Source organism: Streptomyces sp. NPDC002669, from assembly GCF_042889165.1.
Classification (GTDB): domain Bacteria; phylum Actinomycetota; class Actinomycetes; order Streptomycetales; family Streptomycetaceae; genus Streptomyces.
The window spans coordinates 39,415-56,359 of record NZ_JBIAQQ010000041.1 but is presented as its reverse complement, the minus strand read 5'-3'; the positions used below and the strand labels follow the sequence as shown (position 1 = coordinate 56,359).

Below are 16,945 nucleotides of genomic sequence, written 5' to 3'. Positions count from 1 at the left end.
AGCCTCACCGACCCCGTCGCCAACATCACCGCGGCCGCCAACTACGCCGCCGACCGCTACGGCTCCATCGACAACGTCAACTCCGCCTACTGACACCGGCACCACCCCCGCCTCCGGCACAAACCGTTCGCCGAACGGGCCGACACCCTGCTTGGCTCGGCCGATGGACGATCACCGAAACGACCTCCGCATCCGCCATGCCGGCTTCCCCGACATCGACGCCATACTGGACTTCTGGCGCGAGGCGGCGGAGGGAACGAGCATCAGCGACGACCACGACGGGGTGGCCCGGCTGATTTCGAGGGACCCCGAGGCCCTGCTCCTGGCGGAGCGGGACGGGCGGCTCGTCGGAACGGTCATAGCGGGCTTCGACGGCTGGCGGTGTTCCGCCTACCGCCTGGCCGTGCACCCGGAGGCTCGCCGACAGGGCATCGCCGCCGCACTGATGACGGCGGCGGAGCAGAGGTTCACCGCTCTGGGCGGGCGCCGCGTTGACGCCATGGTCCTGGAGGCCAACGAACGGGCGCAGCACGCATGGGCCGCGGGCGGCTACCACCGCGAGGATCACTGGCGGCGCTGGGTGAAACCCCTCACGGAGTGAGACGATTGCCGAAAGAGTGATCGACTTTGCCGATCCTTTACTATGGGTGTTCTTCTGTCCGTCCCTTCCGAAAGGTGTGAGCGTCCTTCCATGGGCGAGCCTCCCAGTAGCCGCTGTCACAGGCACCGAGCGACCCTCCTGCCCCTGCCCGATCATGGGACGGAGGTGAACCGATGACCGAAGTGCTTCTTCTGCTCGTGGCGGTCCTGCTCTCGCTCGCCTGCGGCGCCTTCGTCGCGGCGGAGTTCTCGCTGACGACGGTCGAGCGCGGACAGCTGGAACGGGCCGTCGAACAGGGCGAACGGGGCGCGGCGAGCGCCATGAAGGCCGTTCGCAGCCTCACCTTCCAGCTCTCCGGCGCACAGCTCGGCATCACCGTCACCAATCTGGTGGTCGGCATGCTCTCCGAACCGTCCATCGCGAAGCTGATCCGCGGCCCGGTGGAGGCCATCGGACTGCCCCCGAGCCTGGCGTCCTCCGTGGCCCTCGTCCTGGGAACCGCGCTGTCCACCGTCTTCCTGATGATCGTCGGCGAGCTGGTCCCGAAGAACTGGGCGATCTCCTCCCCGCTGGCCGTGGCGAAGACCGTGGCCACCCCCCAGCGGATCTTCACCGCGGTCTTCCGGCCCTTCATCAGCCACCTCAACAACACCGCGAACCGGATCGTGCGCCGCTTCGGCCTGGAACCGGCCGAGGAGCTCGCATCGGCGCGCAGCCCCCAGGAGCTGGCCGCGCTGGCACGGCACAGTGCGAAGGAGGGTGCGCTGGAGGCGGACACCGCGGAGCTGTTCGTCCGCACCCTCAACCTGGCGGAGCTCACGGCGGAGAACGTGATGACCCCCCGGGTCCAGGTCACCGCCCTCGACGCGCAGGCGACCGCCGAGGACGTGGCGAACGCCACCCGGGCGACCGGCCTGTCCCGCTTCCCCGTCTACCGCGGCAACCTCGACACCGTCATCGGCGTCGCGCACATCAAGGACGTACTGGCGATCCCCGCCGAACAGCGGCCCCGTACGCGCGTCTCGGAGATGCTGCGCGAGCCCCTGCTCGTACCGGAGACCCTCACCGTGGACCGGCTCCTGGACCGGTTGTCCGGCAAGCTCACGATGGCCGTCGTCATCGACGAGTACGGCGGCACGGCCGGGGTCGCGACGCTGGAGGACATCGTCGAGGAGGTGGTCGGCGAGGTGCGCGACGAACACGATCCGCACGAGACGCCGGACCTCGCACCGGCCGGCGAGGACGCCGACGGGCGGACCCTGTGGTCGGCCGACGGCGCCGCGCGCGTCGACCAGCTGAGGACGATCGGGCTGCGAGTGCCCGACGGACCGTACGAGACCCTCGCCGGAGTGGTGGCCGCCGAGGTGGGCCGCATTCCCGCCGTGGGTGATTCGGTCGAGATGGCGGGCTGGCGGATCGACGTGGTCGACGCGTCCGGACGCCGTGCCGCGCGGGCCCTGCTGCACGCGCCGCTGCCCGAAGACGAGCGGACGGAGGACGAACGATGATCGCCGTCCAGCTCCTCATCGGACTGTTGACCCTGGTGGTCAACGCCTTCTTCGTCGGCGCGGAGTTCGCCCTGATCTCCGTGCGCCGCAGCCAGATCGAACCCGAGGCCGAGGCCGGGAACCGGCGGGCACGGAGCGTCATCTGGGGCCTCGAACACGTATCGGCACTGCTCGCGGCGGCGCAGCTGGGCATCACGCTGTGCACGCTGGTGCTCGGCATCGTCGCCGAACCGGCCATCGCGCACCTCCTGGAGCCCGTCTTCGACGCGGTGGGGGTGCCGCACGGACTGATCCATCCGATCTCGTTCGTGATCGCGCTGTCCGTGGCCACGTACCTGCACATGCTGCTCGGCGAGATGGTGCCGAAGAACATCGCCCTGGCCGAGCCCGTGCGGGCCGCGCTGCTGCTGGGACCGCCGCTGGTGGCGCTCGCCAGGGCGCTGCGCCCGGTGATCTTCACGATCAACGCCTTCGCCAACGCCCTGCTCAAGATCCTGCGCGTCGAGGCGAAGGACGAAGTGGCGGCGACGTTCTCCGACGACGAGCTGGCCCGACTGGTGAAGGACGCCGGAGACGCCGGACTGGTCGACGACCGCTCGGCCGAACGGCTGCACCACGCCCTCGAACTGGGCCGCCGCCCGGTGCGGGACGTGGTGATGCCGGTGGACCGCGTCGTGTACGCCAAGGTCGGCACCACGCCGGAGCAGCTGGAACGCCTCTCGTACGAGACCGGCTTCTCGCGCTTCCCCGTGATGGACAGCGAGGAACGGACCCTGGGCTACCTCCACGTGAAGGACGCCCTCGACGCCGTGCCACGCGACGTCCCGTTCCCGGTGACGGCGATGCGGCCGATCGCCCGGGTCCGGGCCGACACCCCGCTCGATGACGTACTGACCGCGCTGCGGCGCAGTCGTACGCACCTGGCGGCGGTCCTCGACGAGGACGGCCGACTGGCCGGAATGGTCACCATGGAGGACGTGCTCCGCGAACTGGTGGGCCGCCCCAAGGCCCACTGAACCGCCACTTCGGTCACCACCACCCGGACGGGCCGGTGGCACCCCCGGCGGGGGTGTCACCGGCCCTCTTCCGTTCCGGGCCCTTTCCTGGGCCCGCTCCGGGCCTTCCTGGGTCCCTCCCAGTCCGCTCCGGGTCCGCCTCCGCACCGCGGACCGCGGGTGACCGAGAACTCGGAGAGGGGCCGGAGCCACCGCGATACGATCGCTTCGCCATGGAAATAAATGCCTCCTACAACAGTCTTGTCGCGGTCGGCGACTCGTTCACCGAGGGCATGTCGGACCTGCTGCCCGACGGTTCCTACCGCGGCTGGGCCGATGTCCTCGCCGGCCGGCTCGCCGCCCGCGCTCCGGGATTCCGCTACGCGAACCTCGCCGTGCGCGGCAAGCTGATCGGCCAGATCGTCGACGAGCAGGTCGACGCGGCCGCGGCCATGCGCGCGGATGTCGTCACACTCGTCGGCGGGCTCAACGACACCCTGCGCCCCAAGTGCGACATGGGCATGGTCCGGGGGCGGCTCGAAGAGGCCGTGGAGCGTCTCGCCCCCTCCTGCAAGAAGCTCGTACTCATGCGGAGCCCTGGCCGGAACGGCCCGGTGATGGAGCGTTTCCGGCCACGGATGGAGGAGCTGTTCTCCCTGGTCGACGCACTCGCGGCCCGGCACGGGGCGGTGGTCGTCGATCTGTACGGGGCACCGGCCCTGGGCGATCCCCGGCTGTGGGACGTGGACCGGCTGCATCTGACGGCCGACGGACACCGCCGGGTCGCCGAGGCCGTCTGGCAGACGCTGGGGCTGCCGCCGGAGAACGACTGGCGGACCCCGCTGCCGGCCGCGGTGCCGCCGAAGTGGGCGAGGCGACGCGTCGACGACCTCCGCTTCGCCCGTGAACACCTGATGCCGTGGATCGGCCGCCGGCTGACCGGCCGCTCGTCCGGAGACGGCCGGACGGGCGCCCAGTACAACTCCGAACTGGGCAGAGCCTTCTGGGTCACCCCCCGGGACGCCGGTGTCCCCGGCCCGGTGGCGGGGTGGCGCCGGGTGGACGCGGATTCGCTCTCGTAGCAACCCACAAACCGGACCGCGGCGCTGGCCTGCACAAATCGCCAGTAGAATCCGGTCATGTGACTGCTGTGTCTGCGAAGCCTCGCATCCCCAATGTCCTGGCCGGCCGCTACGCCTCCACGGAGCTGGCCGTCCTCTGGTCCCCCGAGCAGAAGGTGAAGCTGGAGCGCCGGCTGTGGCTGGCGGTGCTGCGCGCTCAGAAGGACCTCGGGATCGAGGTGCCGGACGCCGCGCTCGCCGACTACGAGCGTGTCGTCGACCAGGTCGACCTGGCCTCGATCGCCGAGCGCGAGAAGGTGACCCGCCACGACGTCAAGGCCCGGATCGAGGAGTTCAACGCCCTCGCCGGTCACGAGCAGGTCCACAAGGGCATGACCTCCCGGGACCTCACCGAGAACGTCGAGCAGCTTCAGATCCGGCTCTCCCTGCAGCTGATGCGCGACCGCACGGTGGCGGTTCTGGCCAGGCTCGGCAAGCTGGCGGGCGAGTACCGCGAGCTGGTCATGGCCGGGCGTTCCCACAACGTCGCGGCGCAGGCGACCACGCTCGGCAAGCGCTTCGCCACGGCCGCGGACGAGCTCCTGGTGGCGTACGGGCGGCTGGAGGACCTGCTGGGCCGCTACCCGCTGCGCGGCATCAAGGGCCCCGTGGGCACCGCGCAGGACATGCTCGACCTGCTGGGCGGCGACGCCGACAAGCTCGCCGACCTCGAACAGCGCATCGCCGCGCACCTCGGCTTCAGCCAGGCCTTCACCTCGGTCGGCCAGGTCTACCCCCGTTCCCTCGACTACGACGTGGTGACTGCCCTGGTCCAGCTGGCCGCCGCGCCCTCGTCGGTCGCGAAGACGATCCGTCTCATGGCCGGGCACGAGCTGGTGACCGAGGGCTTCAAGCCGGGCCAGGTCGGCTCGTCCGCGATGCCGCACAAGATGAACACCCGCTCCTGCGAGCGTGTCAACGGGCTGATGGTGATCCTGCGCGGCTACGCGTCGATGACCGGCGAGCTGGCGGGCGACCAGTGGAACGAGGGCGACGTCTCGTGTTCCGTGGTCCGCCGGGTGGCGCTCCCGGACGCCTTCTTCGCGTTCGACGGTCTCCTGGAGACCTTCCTGACGGTGCTCGACGAGTTCGGGGCGTTCCCGGCCGTCGTGGCCCGTGAGCTGGACCGCTACCTGCCGTTCCTCGCCACGACCAAGGTCCTGATGGGCGCGGTGCGTGCGGGGGTCGGCCGTGAGGTCGCCCACGAGGCGATCAAGGAGCACGCGGTCGCCTCGGCACTGGCCATGCGCGAGCAGGGCGCCGAGCGCAACGAACTGCTCGACAAGCTGGCCGCCGACGAGCGCATCCCGCTGGACCGCACGGAGCTGGACGCCCTGATGGCCGACAAGCTCTCCTTCACCGGGGCCGCAGGCGACCAGGTCGCCTCGCTGGTCTCCCGTATCGAGGAGCTCGTCAAGCAGCACCCCGAGGCCGCCGCGTACACGCCGGGCTCCATCCTGTGACGGCCGCGCTCACCGCCGGATGACCCCCGAAGAGCTCCGTGCCGCCCGTGATCACACCGTTCCCGATGTGATCACGGGCGGACTGCGCGTGCTGTTCTGCGGGATCAACCCGAGTCTGACGACCGGTGCCACGGGCCACCACTTCGCCCATCCCGGCAACCGTTTCTGGCCCGTCCTCCACCGGTCCGGCTTCACCCCCCGTCAGCTGAAACCGGCCGAGCAGGCCGAACTGCTGCGCCACGGGCTCGGCATCACCAATGTGGTTGCCCGGGCCACCGCCCGGGCGGACGAGCTGTCCGCCGAGGAGTTCCGCGAAGGCGGCCGGATCCTTGCGGCCAAGGTCGAGCAGTTGCGACCGCAATGGCTGGCGATCGTGGGAGTCACGGCGTACCGCACCGCCTTCAACCGGCGGACCGCCCGGATCGGTCCGCAGGACCACACCATCGGTGGCGCCCGCGTCTGGGCCCTGCCCAACCCCAGTGGTCTGAACGCCCACTGGACCACCCTGACCATGGCGGAGGAGTACGCACGCCTCCGCGCGGCCGTCGACCACGACGAGCCCCGGCCCCTTCCCACAGAAGTCCCCTGAGCCCTGCCTCTTCCGTCCGAAGCTCCCCGAATCCTGCCCTCTCCGCCAAGGGCCTTCGGCCGCACGGTGCTCCGCGCGGGAAGGACACGGCGGCGGGTCATGCGTCCCGCCGTCTGATCGCCCACCAGCCGGCCAGCACCGCGACCGCCGCCCAGGCCGCTGCCACCGCGAGGCCGCCCCAGGGTCCGAGACCGCCCTCGGGGTTCTGGTGGAGCACCAACTGTCCCGCGCGGTCCGGCAGATACTGCGCGACGCTGCCCGCGACGTCTCCGACGACGAAGGAGACGATGAGTATGAACGGGATGAGCAGGCTGAGCACGGCGACGGCGCTGCGCAGCACCACCGCCAGTCCGGCGGCGAACAGAGCCATCAGGGCCAGGTACGTCCCGCCTCCGACGACCGCTCTCAGGGCGCCCGGCTCGCCGAGACCTATCGCGTACTCGCCCATGAACATCTGGCCCATCAGGAAGGAACTGAGGCTGGTGACCAGGCCGACGGCGAGCGCCGTCGTTCCGATGAGCGCGATCTTGACGGTGTAGAAGAGGTTGCGGCGCGGCACGGCGGCGAGCGATATGCGCAGAGCGCCGTTGAGGTACTCGGACGAGATCGCGGTCGCGCCGAAGCTGATGGCCGCGATCTGGCCGAAGTTCAGTGCGTAGAAGGCGTTGAAGACCGGATCGGCTCCCGGGTTGTCCGCCTCGGCCTGGCCGATGGTGGCGAAGGCCAGCACGGTGATGGCGAGTGTCACGAGAAGGATCGCGGCCAGGGATCCGGCGACGGACCGCACCGATCTGATCTTGATCCACTCGGAGTGCAGCACTGCGGCGGTCGACATGGTCAGTTCTCCCGAGGGTCGATGGACGAGGTGGACGTCGATGCGAATTCCGTGGCATCGGCGGTGAGATCGAGGTAGGCCTGTTCCAACGTGACCTGCTCGTCGGCGAGTTCGAGAACGGCGATGCCCTCGGCCGCGGCCAGCGCGCCGATCTCCCCTGCCTTCGCGCCCTCCACGGTCCAGCGGCCGTCCCCGTCCCGCATCGGCTCGTACCCCTTGCGGAGCAATATGTCGCGCAGTCGGGTGGGTTCGGTCGTGCGCACTCTCGCCCGGGGGCGACTGCGGGACTCCAGGAATTCCCGCATCGGCAGGTCGGCGAGGAGTCGGCCCCGGCCGAGCACCACCAGGTGATCGGCGAACGAAGAGGTCTCGTTCATCAGATGGCTGGAGACCAGGACCGTCCGGCCCTCCCGGGCGAGACTCTTCATCAACTCCCGGATCCAGATGATGCCTTCCGGATCCAGGCCGTTCGACGGCTCGTCCAGCATCACGACCGCCGGGTCGCCCAGCAGGGCGGCGGCTATGCCCAGCCGCTGGCGCATGCCGAGCGAGAAGGTCTTGATCCGCGCTCCACCGACCTCGCTGAGGCCCGCCTCCTCCAGAACCTCCTCGACCCTGCGCGTGCCCAGGCCGTTGCTGACGGCGAGGGCCAGCAGGTGGTTCCGGGCGGTGCGTGAGCCGTGGGCCGCCTGGGCGTCGAGCAGCGCTCCCACGCGGCGCAGCGGGTTGTCGAGCGTGGTGTAGGGCCGCCCGCCGATCGTGGCCCTGCCGGCGGTGGGCCGGTCGAGGCCGAGAACGAGTCGCATGGTGGTGGACTTGCCCGCGCCGTTGGGGCCGAGGAAACCGGTGACGCGTCCGGGCTCCACGCTGAACGTGAGGTTGTCCACGGCTCGGTTCGCACCGTATTCCTTGGTGAGTTGTTGGACGTCGATGCTGGTCATGTCCTCAGCCTCGCGGTCGTGCCCCGGACGCCACCTCCCCCGCGAGTGGGGATGATCTCCCTCGCTCGGGGGAGCCGCCCGGCCGCACGGACTGACACGATGGCGGCATGTTCCGTCTTCTCCGCCCGCTCGCCACGTCCGTGACCTACACCCGATGGCTCCACATCGTCATCCCGGGTGCGGTCTGCAGCGTGTGGATGTTCATCTCACCGGACACTCCGTGGGCGCCCGTGCTCTTCGCTGTTCCGGTCGGGCTGCTGCCCGGGATGCGGCTCGCCGAGGGAGTTCAGGCACAGCTCCTGCTCACCCCCGGCGAGCGGGGCAGGCCCGATGCCTCGATATCGGCGAACCCCGCGACCACATGGGCGGATCGCTGGAGAACCGTGGTGTGGCTGGAGATACGGCTGGTGTTCGCCGCTGCTGTGGGAATGGCCAGCGTGTGGCTGCCGGCGACCGCGGTCGACCTCGCCGTGGCCGCGTCCGGATCCCGCCCGAGCGGTGACTGGCTGGTCCGCGGGGCGGAGCCGCACTGGTGGTACGCCCTGGTCGTTCCTGTTCCCCTGCTGGTTCTGCTCGCTCTCGTCGTGGTGAGCGGCCGGTTGATCACCGCGGCAGCCCGGCGGTTCTTCGGTCTCTCGCCGGTACAGCGGCTGACCGCGCTGGAGGAGCGCACGGAGCAGTTGTTGGAACGCAACCGCATCGCCCGTGAGCTGCACGACTCGATCGGGCACGCGTTGACGGTCGCGGTCGTGCAGGCGGGCGCGGCCCGGGCGGCGCAGAACCCGGAGTTCACCGAGCGGGCGCTGACCGCGATCGAGGAGACCGGCCGCGACGCGCTCGACGACCTGGAGCGGGTCCTGCGGGTGCTGCGTGAATCAGGAGGACCGGTGGGGCAACAACCGACGTTGGTGGAAGCGGACAGGCTGCTGGACTCCGCGCGCAGTTCGGGCGCGGAAGTCGACGCGGATGTGTCCGGTCCGCTGGGGCAGTTGCCGGGGTCCGTCTCCCGCGAGGGGTACCGGATCCTTCAGGAGTCCCTCACCAACGTGCTGCGTCACTCGGGGGCGGTTCCCATCCGGGTGCGGATCAGCATCACGAACGGGCGGCTGGAGCTGGAGGTCACCAATCCGCTCACTGACACGACACACAAACCGGGCGGGGGAAGCGGGTTGCGGGGAATCCGGGAACGGGCCGCGTTGCTGGGCGGAAAGGCGAAGACCGGTCCGCACGGCAACGAGTGGCGGGTGCGGGCGAGCCTTCCGTTGAACGGGCTGAGGTGATCCGATGGCGATCCGTGTCCTTCTGGTGGACGACGAACCCCTTGTCCGGGCGGGGTTGCGTGCGGTTCTCGACTCCCAGCCCGACATCGAGGTGGTGGGCGAGGCGGGCGACGGTGCTGCCGTGATCCCGCTGCTGCGCCGGCTGAATCCCGACGTGGTGGCCATGGACGTCAGGATGCCGTTGATGGACGGCATCGAAGCCACCCGGGTGGTGCTGCGCACGGTGCAGGACCCGCCGAAGATCCTGGTGATCACCACCTTCGAGAACGACGAGTACGTCTATGAGGCGCTGCGTGCCGGAGCGGACGGTTTCCTCCTCAAGCGTTCCCGTCCCGCCGAGGTCGTGCACGCGGTGCGGCTGGTCGCCGAGGGCGAGTCGTTGCTGTTCCCGGCGGCGGTCCGGCAGCTCGCCGCCGAGTACGGCACCAGCAAGGCGCGAGCGGTCATGGACCGCGCGGCGCTCACCGACCGGGAGTCCGCCGTCCTGCGGCTGATGGCCCGCGGCCTGTCGAACGCGGAGATCGCCGCCAAACTCGTGGTCGGGGTCGAGACGGTGAAGACCCATGTGAGTGCCGTGCTCACCAAGTTGGGGGCGCGGGACCGCACCCAGGCGGTGATCGCGGCCTACGAGTCCGGGTTCGTCGCTCCGGGGTGACGGCTCCGTCCCGGAAATCCATCGCGGCCCGCGGTCGCCCCGCACCCGGCCAGCGAGTACCATCCGCCTGACATGCGCTCGAGCAGGGAGGACACCTCGTGGGCCGGCTGACCGGTGGAGATCCGTCACTGTTGCGGCGCATCAATTCCGCAGTGGTGCTGCATGCTCTCCGGGGCGCCGACTCCCCCACGCTCACGGACCTGACCCGTATCACGGGCCTGTCCCGGCCGACGGTCGAGGGCGTGATGGAAGGGCTCTTCGAGGCCGGGCTGGTCGTCGAATCGGTGCCCGACGGGGCCGGGGCCCGACGGCAGGGCCGACCGGCCCGCCGGTTCAGGTTCCGGGCCGAGGCCGGGCATCTGCTCGGCATCGAGATCGGCCCGCACCGGGTGTCCGCCCTGCTGTCCGGGCTGGATGGCCGGATCATCGGCTCCGGCTCCCGCGAGGTGTCGGAGACCGCGAGTGCCGACGACCGGCTCGACAAGGTCAGGGCCGTGGTGGCCGACCTCCTGCGGCGGACCGGGGTGGCCCGGAGCAGTCTGCGGGCGGTGGGGATCGGCAGTCCCGGCATCGTGGAGGCCGACGGGACGGTACGGCTCGGCACCGCGCTGCCGGGGTGGACTGGACTGGCGCTCGGCGAGCGGCTGAGACGGTCCTTCCGCTGCCCCGTCCTCGTGGAGAACGACGCCAACGCGGCAGCGGTCGCGGAACACTGGAAGGGCGCCGCCGTCGAGTCCGACGACATCGTCTTCGTCCTGGCGGGGCTGAGCCCCGGTGCCGGGTCCTTGATCGGCGGGCGTCTGCACCGCGGCTTCGGCGGCGCGGCGGGCGAGATCGGCGCACTGCATCTGCTGGGCCGCGAGGCCACTCCGGAGCGGCTGCTGTCCACGACGGGCACGCCGCTGGACCCGTTGGACGAGCCCGCCGTGGCCGATGTGTTCGCGAAGGCCCGTCAGGGCGATCTCCGGGCCCGGGCGGCGGTCGAGCGGTTCATCCAGCGCCTGGTGCACGACGTCGCGGCACTGGTGCTGGCGCTGGATCCGGAGCTGGTGGTGGTGGGGGGCTGGGCCACCGGGCTGGACGACGTGCTGGAGCCGCTCCGGCGTGAGCTGGCCCGCTACTGCCTCCGGCCGCCCCGGGTCACGTTGTCGCTGCTCGGGGAGGCGGCGGTGGCCACCGGTGCGCTGCGGCTGGCTCTCGACCATGTGGAGGAGGAGCTCTTCGCGGTGGAGGGAACGGTGACGGCCCGCCGCTGAGTGCGACGGGCCGTGCGTGCCGACGTACCGGGCATGTCGGCGTACCGGTAGGAGACTGGGGCGTCCGGGGCCGGTGCTGGCCTCGGGGGTTCCCGGGGCGGAACCGCGGGACGTCCGGTGTTCCTGGGCGGGGCCGGATCGTCCGAAGCTTCCGGGCCCGGGCGGGGTGTCAGGATGCCTGGCGCCGCTGGGCGTGGTGGCTGATCTCCAGGTCTCCCGAGTCGCCGAAGGTGAGCCGGCAGGTGTCCGCCCGGTACGTGGCGACGGAGAGCGCGGCGGTGCCGCCTGCGGCGAGGTAGCGGGTGGTGACGACGAGTACGGGAGCGCCGGGAAGCCGGTCGAGTTCCTTGGCGTCGTCCGCCCGTGCGGATCCGAGCTCCACCGACCGGTCCTGGCCTTCGAGGCGGAGGCGGTGCAGTTCGCGCAGGACGCCGCGGGCCCGGGCAGCGCCGGAGGGGGTGTCGATCGCGGAGAGTTCGGGCACGGACGACACCGGGACGTAGAGGAGTTCCGCCGCGACCGCCTGGCCGTGGGTCACCCGGATCCGGCGCACGATGTGGACCGGCTCGTCGGCGTCCACGTCGAGCGCGGCCGACACCGATGCCGGTGCGACGGCCGTCGTGCAGTCCACCGGCTGCCACGCCTCGGCCGTGCCACCGCCGGACCAATCCCGCTGCGCGGTGGAGACGGCGACCCCGACGCGCGGCGGGGCGACGGTGGTCCCGACGCCGCGGCGGCGCTGGAGCCTTCCTTCGAGTTCGAGCTGTTCCAGAGCCTGCCGGAGCGTGGCTCGGGCGACTCCGAACCGGGCGGCGAGCTCACGCTCGTTGGGCAGGATCTCGCCCACCGCAAAGTCCGAGTCGAGTGCCTCACTGAGCACGGTCTTGAGGTGCCAGTACTTCGGCTCCTGCACCGATTCCAGCTGCGTGGTCCCCACCCTGTCCTCCGCAATCGCCCAGCGGCTTTTCCGCGACGTTATTTATTAAAGGTTCCTGTCTTAACGGTGAGACGATAGGACGGGATACCCCCTTGGTCAAGACCAATCCTCGGTCGGTCACGCAGCGGAACGGGACTCTGCCGCAGAGCGTTCACAGGATGTTCGTGACCCCGTGCGCCGGGCGCAGCACGAAGCCCCACGCCGGACGGGGCGTGGGGCTTCGCACGAAGACGCCGGTGGGGCGGCCCGTACCGGCCGGAGGGGGCCGGAAAGGGCCGGGTCCGTTACCGCGTCGCGGCGGCGGAGAGGTGGGCGACCTTGTCGGGGTTGCGCATGATGTACACGCACTGGACGAGTCCGTCCCTGATGTCCACCTGGAGGACCGAGTCGGCCTTCCCGTCCAGGAGCACCAGCAGGCCCGGCCCGCCGTTGAGTTCCAGGAGCCTGATGTCGAAGTCCGACGCCGGGCCTTGGGCGACGGCGACGAGGAACCGACCCACCTTGTCGGCGCTCTCGATGACCCGCAGCGGGGCCCTGGACTTCCCGCCGCTGTCGCCGACGAGCCGCACATCGGGTGCGAGCAGGGCCAGCAGCCCCTCGATGTCACCGCCCGCCGCCGCGGCGAGGAACCGTTCCGTGAGGTCGCGGCGGTACGCCGGGTCGACGTCGTAGCGGGGTTTGCGCTCCTCCACGTGGTGCCGTGCGCGCCCCGCGAGCTGGCGCACCGCCGCCTCGCTCCGGTCCAGGGCGGCGGCGATCTCCGCGTACGGGAAGCCGAACGCCTCGCGGAGCACGAAGACGGCCCGCTCCAGCGGGGAGAGGGATTCCAGGACGACGAGCACGGCGATGGACACGGAGTCGGCCAGAACGGCCCGTTCCGCGGTGTCGGGCACGGCCGGTCCGAAGTCGGTGACCACGGGCTCCGGCAGCCAGGGGCCGACGTACGCCTCGCGGCGCGACTGCACCTGCCGCAGCCGGTCGATGGCCAGGCGGGTGACGATCCTGACGAGGAAGGCGCGGGGTTCGCGCACGTCCGCGCGGGACGCGGACGACCAGCGCAGCCATGCCTCCTGCACCACGTCCTCGGCGTCGGCGATCCTTCCCAGCATGCGGTAGGCGACCCCGGTGAGCACGGGGCGATGGTCCTCGAAGACGTCGGTCGCGGTGTCGGCTGTCACCTCTCCATCCCAGCCGACCCCTCACACCCTGTCCAGCGCGAATCGCCCACTCCCCTTGAACCCAGGCCTACCGAACGGTAATTGTTGTTGACAAGACGTCTAAATCACCTTCAGGCATGGCTTCCTCATGCCGGATCACCCGGGGAGCACCGCATGGCCACCACGGTCTCGTTCAGCGTCGAATCACCACAAGGGCCCCGGACCGTGTCCGTGGCGTACGAACGGACCGGCGCCGGCGAGCCGTTGCTCCTGCTGCACGGGATCGGTCATCACCATCAGGCCTGGGACCCGGTGCTGCCCGTCCTGGCCGTGGAACGGGACGTGATAGCCGTGGATCTTCCCGGCTTCGGCGTCTCCCCCGCGCTGCCCGACGGTCTGCCGTACGACTTGCCGACCGTGGTCACGGTGCTCGGCGCGTTCTGCGCGGCGATCGGGGTGGACCGGCCGCACGTGGCGGGCAACTCGCTCGGCGGCCTGCTGGCGCTGGGGCTCGGCCGGGAGAAGCTCGTCCGGTCGGTGACCGCGCTGTCACCCGCGGGTTTCTGGGCCCCGGGAGAGCGGCGCTACGCGTTCACGACGCTGCGGGCCATGCGGCGGGCCGCCCTGTCGATGCCGATGCCGATGATCGAGCGGCTGTCGCGCAGCGCGGCCGGGCGCACGGCGCTGACCAGCACCATCTACGCCCGGCCCGGCCGTCGTTCACCCGAGGCCGTCGTCGCCGAGACCGTCGCCCTGCGCGAGGCGGCCGGCTTTCACCAGACGCTCGCCGCCGGCCGGGACGCGCTGTTCACCGACGACGTGCCGGGGCTGCCCGTGACCGTCGCCTGGGGCAGCCGGGACCGGATCCTGCTGCGCCGACAGGGCGTCAGGGCCAAGCGCGTCGTTCCCGACGCCCGGCTGGTCCGGCTTCCGGGGTGCGGACACGTGCCGATGAACGACGACCCCGCGCTCGTGTCCCGGGTGATCCTCGACACCAGCCGCTGAGCCCGGCCCGGCGACCCCGCCCGCCGCTCCCCGGGTCAGGACACCCGATCCGAGGGCGACCCCGAGCCCGACCAGGAGACTGCCGCCGCCCTGCGCGACGCCGTACGAACCGGCGCCGACCAGCGGGGCGGTGAGTGCGGCGGAGACCGGGATCAGGCCGGAGAAGAGAGTGGCGCGCTCGGCGCCGATGCGTTGCATGCCCATGTACCAGCAGACGAAGCCGACCACGGTGACCACCGCCGCCTGCCACACCAGCGCGACGGCCTCCGGCGCCGTGGGCACCCGCAGCACGCCGCCGCCGTCCAGGACGACGCCCAGCAGCACCGACTCGACGGCGGCGACGGCGCAGACCGTGGCGGACAGCAGCCGCGGCCCGAGCGGTCGCAGCACGGGGACGGCAAGGACCGCGAAGCCGACCTCGCCCGCCAGGGCCCCGGCCGAGCAGAGGACGCCCGCCAGGTCCGTACGGCCCCAGCCCTGCACCGTGAAGGCCCCGGCGGCGACGAGCGCGGACGCGTACAGCGCCGGGCGCGTCGGCCGACGGCCGTCCAGCAGCGGTACGAGAACGGCGACCAGGATCGGGGCGCAGCCGACGAACACCCCCGGAACAGCGGGTTCCGCGGATCGTTCCGCGGCGAGGACGGCCAGGTTGAAGCCGACCATGCCGACGGCTGCCAGCAGGGCGAGCCTTCCCCACTGCCCCGGGGTGAGGGCGCTCAGCACGGCGGTCGTCCGGGCCCTGCCGTCGCGGGCCGACACGGGGACGAGCAGCAGTGCCGCGAGTCCGTAGCGCAGCGCCTGGCCGCCCGCGTACGGGTAGTCCCCCAGGACACTGTTGGCGGTGAAGGAGGCGCCCACCAGGACGCAGGCGAAGGCCGCGAGAAGCGAGCCGCGCAGAGAAGTGGCGTTCATGGGACCGACGCTAGGCAGCCGGGCGGCCCTGTTTAAGGTCCACTTCCATGACGTCTTCGAGGACCAATTCGCCGTCGGACCGTGCGGCCGGTACGGATGCCGGCTCCGCCGCCTGGGAGTTACTGCTCCCCGCCGTCGAGGAGCCCGCCCGGCGGCGCGGTCGCGCGCTGCAGTCGGCGTTGCGCGAGGCGGTGCGCTCGGGCCGGCTCGCGCCGGGGACGCGGCTGCCGTCCAGCCGCGCGCTCGCGGCCGATCTGCGGGTGTCGCGCGGTCTGGTCACCGAGGCGTACGAACAGCTCACCGCCGAGGGATATCTGCGCAGCGGACGCGGGGCGGGCACCTGGGTGGGCGAAGCGGTCCGGGCCGCCGCGCCGGAGGTCCGTGATCTCGCGCCGCGCGCCCCCGGCGTACGCGTGGACTTCCGGCCGGGCACGCCGGACCTGTCGCTGTTCCCGCGTGCCGCCTGGGCCGCCGCGCACCGCTCGGTGCTCGGCCGGCTGCCGCACGACGCGCTCGGCTATCCCGACCCTCGGGGGCTGCCCGTGCTGCGGGAGGCCCTGGCCGCCCTGCTGGCGCGGCGCCGCGGGGTGGTCGCCGATCCCGAGCGCCTGGTGGTGTGCTCCGGCGTGGCGCAGGCGACGACGTTGCTGGGGTTCGTCCTGCACGGGCGCGGGCTGCGGACCGTCGGGGTCGAGGATCCCGGGAGCCATGAGCACTCCGCGCTGTTCGCCTCCGCGGGGCTCGCCACCACCGGTCTGCCGCTCGACGACGAGGGGCTGGCGGTCGAGCCCCTCGTGCGCTCGGGCGTGCGCGCGGTCGTGACCACTCCCGCGCACCAGTTCCCCACCGGAATCGCCTACTCCGCCGCTCGTCGCGGCCGACTGCTGGACTGGGCGCGCGCCGTGGACGGGCTGATCGTGGAGGACGACTACGACGGCGACTTCCGCTACGACCGCGCGCCCGTCGGTGCGCTGCAGGGGCTCGACCCGCGGCACGTCGCGTACACCGGTTCGGTGAGCAAGTCGCTGGCTCCAGGGCTGCGGCTGGGCTGGCTCCTGGCTCCGGCGGACATGACGGACGAGATCGTCGCCCGCAAGCGGACCATGGATCTGGGCAATCCCTCCGTCGACCAGGCGGTCCTGGCCGACTTCATCACCCGGGGCGGGTACGACCGGCAGTTGCGCCGCTGCCAGCGCGCCTACCGCGAGCGCCGTGACACGCTCACGTCGATGCTGGCGGAGTGCTTCCCCGGCACCGCGGTGAGCGGGATCGCCGCGGGGCTCCACATCATCGCCGGGCTGCCCGGACGGTACGGCCCCGAGCCGGAGCTCCTGGCGCGGGCGGCCCGCGCCGGAGTGGCCCTGCGGCCGCTCGCCGCCGCCACGACCGCCGCGTCCGGGGACCGTGCGGTGAACCTGGTCCTCGGTTACGCGCATCTGGCCCCTTCCGAGATCGAACGGGGGGTGCGGCTGCTCGCGGCGGCCCTGCGGGACCCGGGCGGGCCGGGCGCCCGGGAGGGCCGGGGCCGGGTGTTCACCTGAGGTTGGTGTGCGCGCCGCCGACGGGCACGAGGGTGGCACCGGCCGACCAGCCGCCCTCGGGGCCTCCTGCGCGGATCGTGCCGGTCGTGTGTCCGGCGCCCGGTCCGGACCGGGCCCCGAGCCCCACCGACCAGTGCCCCGGAGGCGCC

Annotated in this window: 15 protein-coding genes and 2 pseudogenes; 12 read left to right on the top strand and 5 right to left on the bottom strand. The window is 71.7% G+C overall.

Translation table 11 applies throughout. From position 1 onward, the window contains the following. The 7 genes and pseudogenes from ACFYW1_RS36375 to mug form a co-directional block, all read left to right on the top strand. Window positions 1-93 (top strand): annotated as a pseudogene (locus tag ACFYW1_RS36375) (lytic transglycosylase); the annotation flags it as partial. A 70-nt stretch (window positions 94-163) separates the two neighbouring features. Beyond that, window positions 164-601 (top strand): GNAT family N-acetyltransferase, encoded by a 438-nt coding sequence (locus ACFYW1_RS36370; protein WP_389003473.1) that lies wholly within the window; start codon window positions 164-166, stop codon window positions 599-601. A gap of 173 nt (window positions 602-774) precedes the next feature. Next, window positions 775-2,109, top strand: a complete 1,335-nt coding sequence (locus tag ACFYW1_RS36365; protein WP_389003470.1) for a hemolysin family protein — start codon at window positions 775-777, stop codon at window positions 2,107-2,109. Further along, a complete protein-coding gene (locus ACFYW1_RS36360) occupies window positions 2,106-3,125 on the top strand; it encodes a hemolysin family protein (RefSeq protein ID WP_389003467.1) in 1,020 nt (339 codons plus the stop codon). The genes ACFYW1_RS36365 and ACFYW1_RS36360 overlap by 4 nt, the downstream gene beginning before the upstream one ends. Before the next feature lie 212 nt (window positions 3,126-3,337). Then, window positions 3,338-4,186, top strand: coding sequence for an SGNH/GDSL hydrolase family protein (locus ACFYW1_RS36355; RefSeq protein ID WP_389003464.1), 849 nt, complete (start codon window positions 3,338-3,340; stop codon window positions 4,184-4,186). A gap of 59 nt (window positions 4,187-4,245) precedes the next feature. Next, complete coding sequence (gene purB, locus ACFYW1_RS36350; protein WP_389003461.1) at window positions 4,246-5,688, top strand: adenylosuccinate lyase; 1,443 nt, start codon at window positions 4,246-4,248, stop codon at window positions 5,686-5,688. Between the two features lie 19 nt (window positions 5,689-5,707). After that, on the top strand, window positions 5,708-6,277 hold the full coding sequence (mug, locus tag ACFYW1_RS36345; RefSeq protein ID WP_389003458.1) for a G/U mismatch-specific DNA glycosylase: 570 nt from the start codon (window positions 5,708-5,710) through the stop codon (window positions 6,275-6,277). A 97-nt stretch (window positions 6,278-6,374) separates the two neighbouring features. Here mug and ACFYW1_RS36340 read toward each other — a convergent pair whose 3' ends face one another. Together ACFYW1_RS36340 and ACFYW1_RS36335 are read right to left on the bottom strand one after the other, a co-directional pair. After that, window positions 6,375-7,118, bottom strand: coding sequence for an ABC transporter permease (locus tag ACFYW1_RS36340; protein ID WP_389003482.1), 744 nt, complete (start codon window positions 7,116-7,118; stop codon window positions 6,375-6,377). After that, a complete protein-coding gene (locus tag ACFYW1_RS36335; protein WP_389003455.1) occupies window positions 7,115-8,053 on the bottom strand; it encodes an ABC transporter ATP-binding protein in 939 nt (312 codons plus the stop codon). Before ACFYW1_RS36335 ends, ACFYW1_RS36340 begins: the two co-directional genes overlap by 4 nt. A 107-nt stretch (window positions 8,054-8,160) precedes the next feature. On the opposite strand from ACFYW1_RS36335, the gene ACFYW1_RS36330 reads away from it, so the two are divergent. The 3 genes from ACFYW1_RS36330 (at window position 8,161) to ACFYW1_RS36320 (ending at window position 11,244) form a co-directional block, all read left to right on the top strand. After that, a complete protein-coding gene (locus ACFYW1_RS36330) occupies window positions 8,161-9,333 on the top strand; it encodes a sensor histidine kinase (RefSeq protein WP_389003452.1) in 1,173 nt (390 codons plus the stop codon). Between the two features lie 4 nt (window positions 9,334-9,337). Beyond that, entirely contained in the window at window positions 9,338-9,988 is a 651-nt protein-coding gene (locus ACFYW1_RS36325; protein ID WP_389003449.1) for a response regulator, read from the top strand. Window positions 9,989-10,086: 98 nt separating this feature from the next. Next, window positions 10,087-11,244 (top strand): ROK family transcriptional regulator, encoded by a 1,158-nt coding sequence (locus tag ACFYW1_RS36320; protein ID WP_389003446.1) that lies wholly within the window; start codon window positions 10,087-10,089, stop codon window positions 11,242-11,244. Window positions 11,245-11,413: 169 nt separating this feature from the next. On the opposite strand, the gene ACFYW1_RS36315 is transcribed toward ACFYW1_RS36320, so the two are convergent. Then, complete coding sequence (locus tag ACFYW1_RS36315) at window positions 11,414-12,181, bottom strand: GntR family transcriptional regulator (protein WP_389003443.1); 768 nt, start codon at window positions 12,179-12,181, stop codon at window positions 11,414-11,416. Between the two features lie 284 nt (window positions 12,182-12,465). Then, window positions 12,466-13,359: an RNA polymerase sigma factor SigJ gene (sigJ, locus tag ACFYW1_RS36310; protein ID WP_389003440.1), complete on the bottom strand. Its 894-nt coding sequence runs from the start codon at window positions 13,357-13,359 to the stop codon at window positions 12,466-12,468. 153 nt (window positions 13,360-13,512) lie between these two features. Here sigJ and ACFYW1_RS36305 point away from each other — a divergent pair, with 153 nt between their 5' ends. After that, complete coding sequence (locus tag ACFYW1_RS36305) at window positions 13,513-14,343, top strand: alpha/beta fold hydrolase (protein ID WP_389003437.1); 831 nt, start codon at window positions 13,513-13,515, stop codon at window positions 14,341-14,343. 63 nt (window positions 14,344-14,406) lie between these two features. Here ACFYW1_RS36305 and ACFYW1_RS36300 read toward each other — a convergent pair. Continuing rightward, window positions 14,407-15,255, bottom strand: a pseudogene (locus ACFYW1_RS36300) (DMT family transporter); the annotation flags it as partial. Window positions 15,256-15,302: 47 nt separating this feature from the next. Between ACFYW1_RS36300 and ACFYW1_RS36295 the strand changes: the two are divergent. After that, window positions 15,303-16,796: a PLP-dependent aminotransferase family protein gene (locus ACFYW1_RS36295; protein ID WP_389003434.1), complete on the top strand. Its 1,494-nt coding sequence runs from the start codon at window positions 15,303-15,305 to the stop codon at window positions 16,794-16,796. The last annotated feature ends 149 nt before the right edge of the window (window positions 16,797-16,945 follow it).

What these genes read in the sequence shown, in the direction of transcription:
- ACFYW1_RS36370 (WP_389003473.1), top strand. Translation starts at nt 164, where the DNA reads ATGGACGATCACCGAAACGACCTCCGCATCCGCCATGCCGGCTTCCCC.
- ACFYW1_RS36365 (WP_389003470.1), top strand. Translation starts at nt 775, where the DNA reads ATGACCGAAGTGCTTCTTCTGCTCGTGGCGGTCCTGCTCTCGCTCGCC.
- ACFYW1_RS36360 (WP_389003467.1), top strand. Translation starts at nt 2,106, where the DNA reads ATGATCGCCGTCCAGCTCCTCATCGGACTGTTGACCCTGGTGGTCAAC.
- ACFYW1_RS36355 (WP_389003464.1), top strand. Translation starts at nt 3,338, where the DNA reads ATGGAAATAAATGCCTCCTACAACAGTCTTGTCGCGGTCGGCGACTCG.
- mug (WP_389003458.1), top strand. Translation starts at nt 5,708, where the DNA reads ATGACCCCCGAAGAGCTCCGTGCCGCCCGTGATCACACCGTTCCCGAT.
- ACFYW1_RS36335 (WP_389003455.1), bottom strand. Translation starts at nt 8,053, where the DNA reads ATGACCAGCATCGACGTCCAACAACTCACCAAGGAATACGGTGCGAAC.
- ACFYW1_RS36330 (WP_389003452.1), top strand. Translation starts at nt 8,161, where the DNA reads ATGTTCCGTCTTCTCCGCCCGCTCGCCACGTCCGTGACCTACACCCGA.
- ACFYW1_RS36325 (WP_389003449.1), top strand. Translation starts at nt 9,338, where the DNA reads ATGGCGATCCGTGTCCTTCTGGTGGACGACGAACCCCTTGTCCGGGCG.
- ACFYW1_RS36305 (WP_389003437.1), top strand. Translation starts at nt 13,513, where the DNA reads ATGGCCACCACGGTCTCGTTCAGCGTCGAATCACCACAAGGGCCCCGG.
- ACFYW1_RS36295 (WP_389003434.1), top strand. Translation starts at nt 15,303, where the DNA reads ATGACGTCTTCGAGGACCAATTCGCCGTCGGACCGTGCGGCCGGTACG.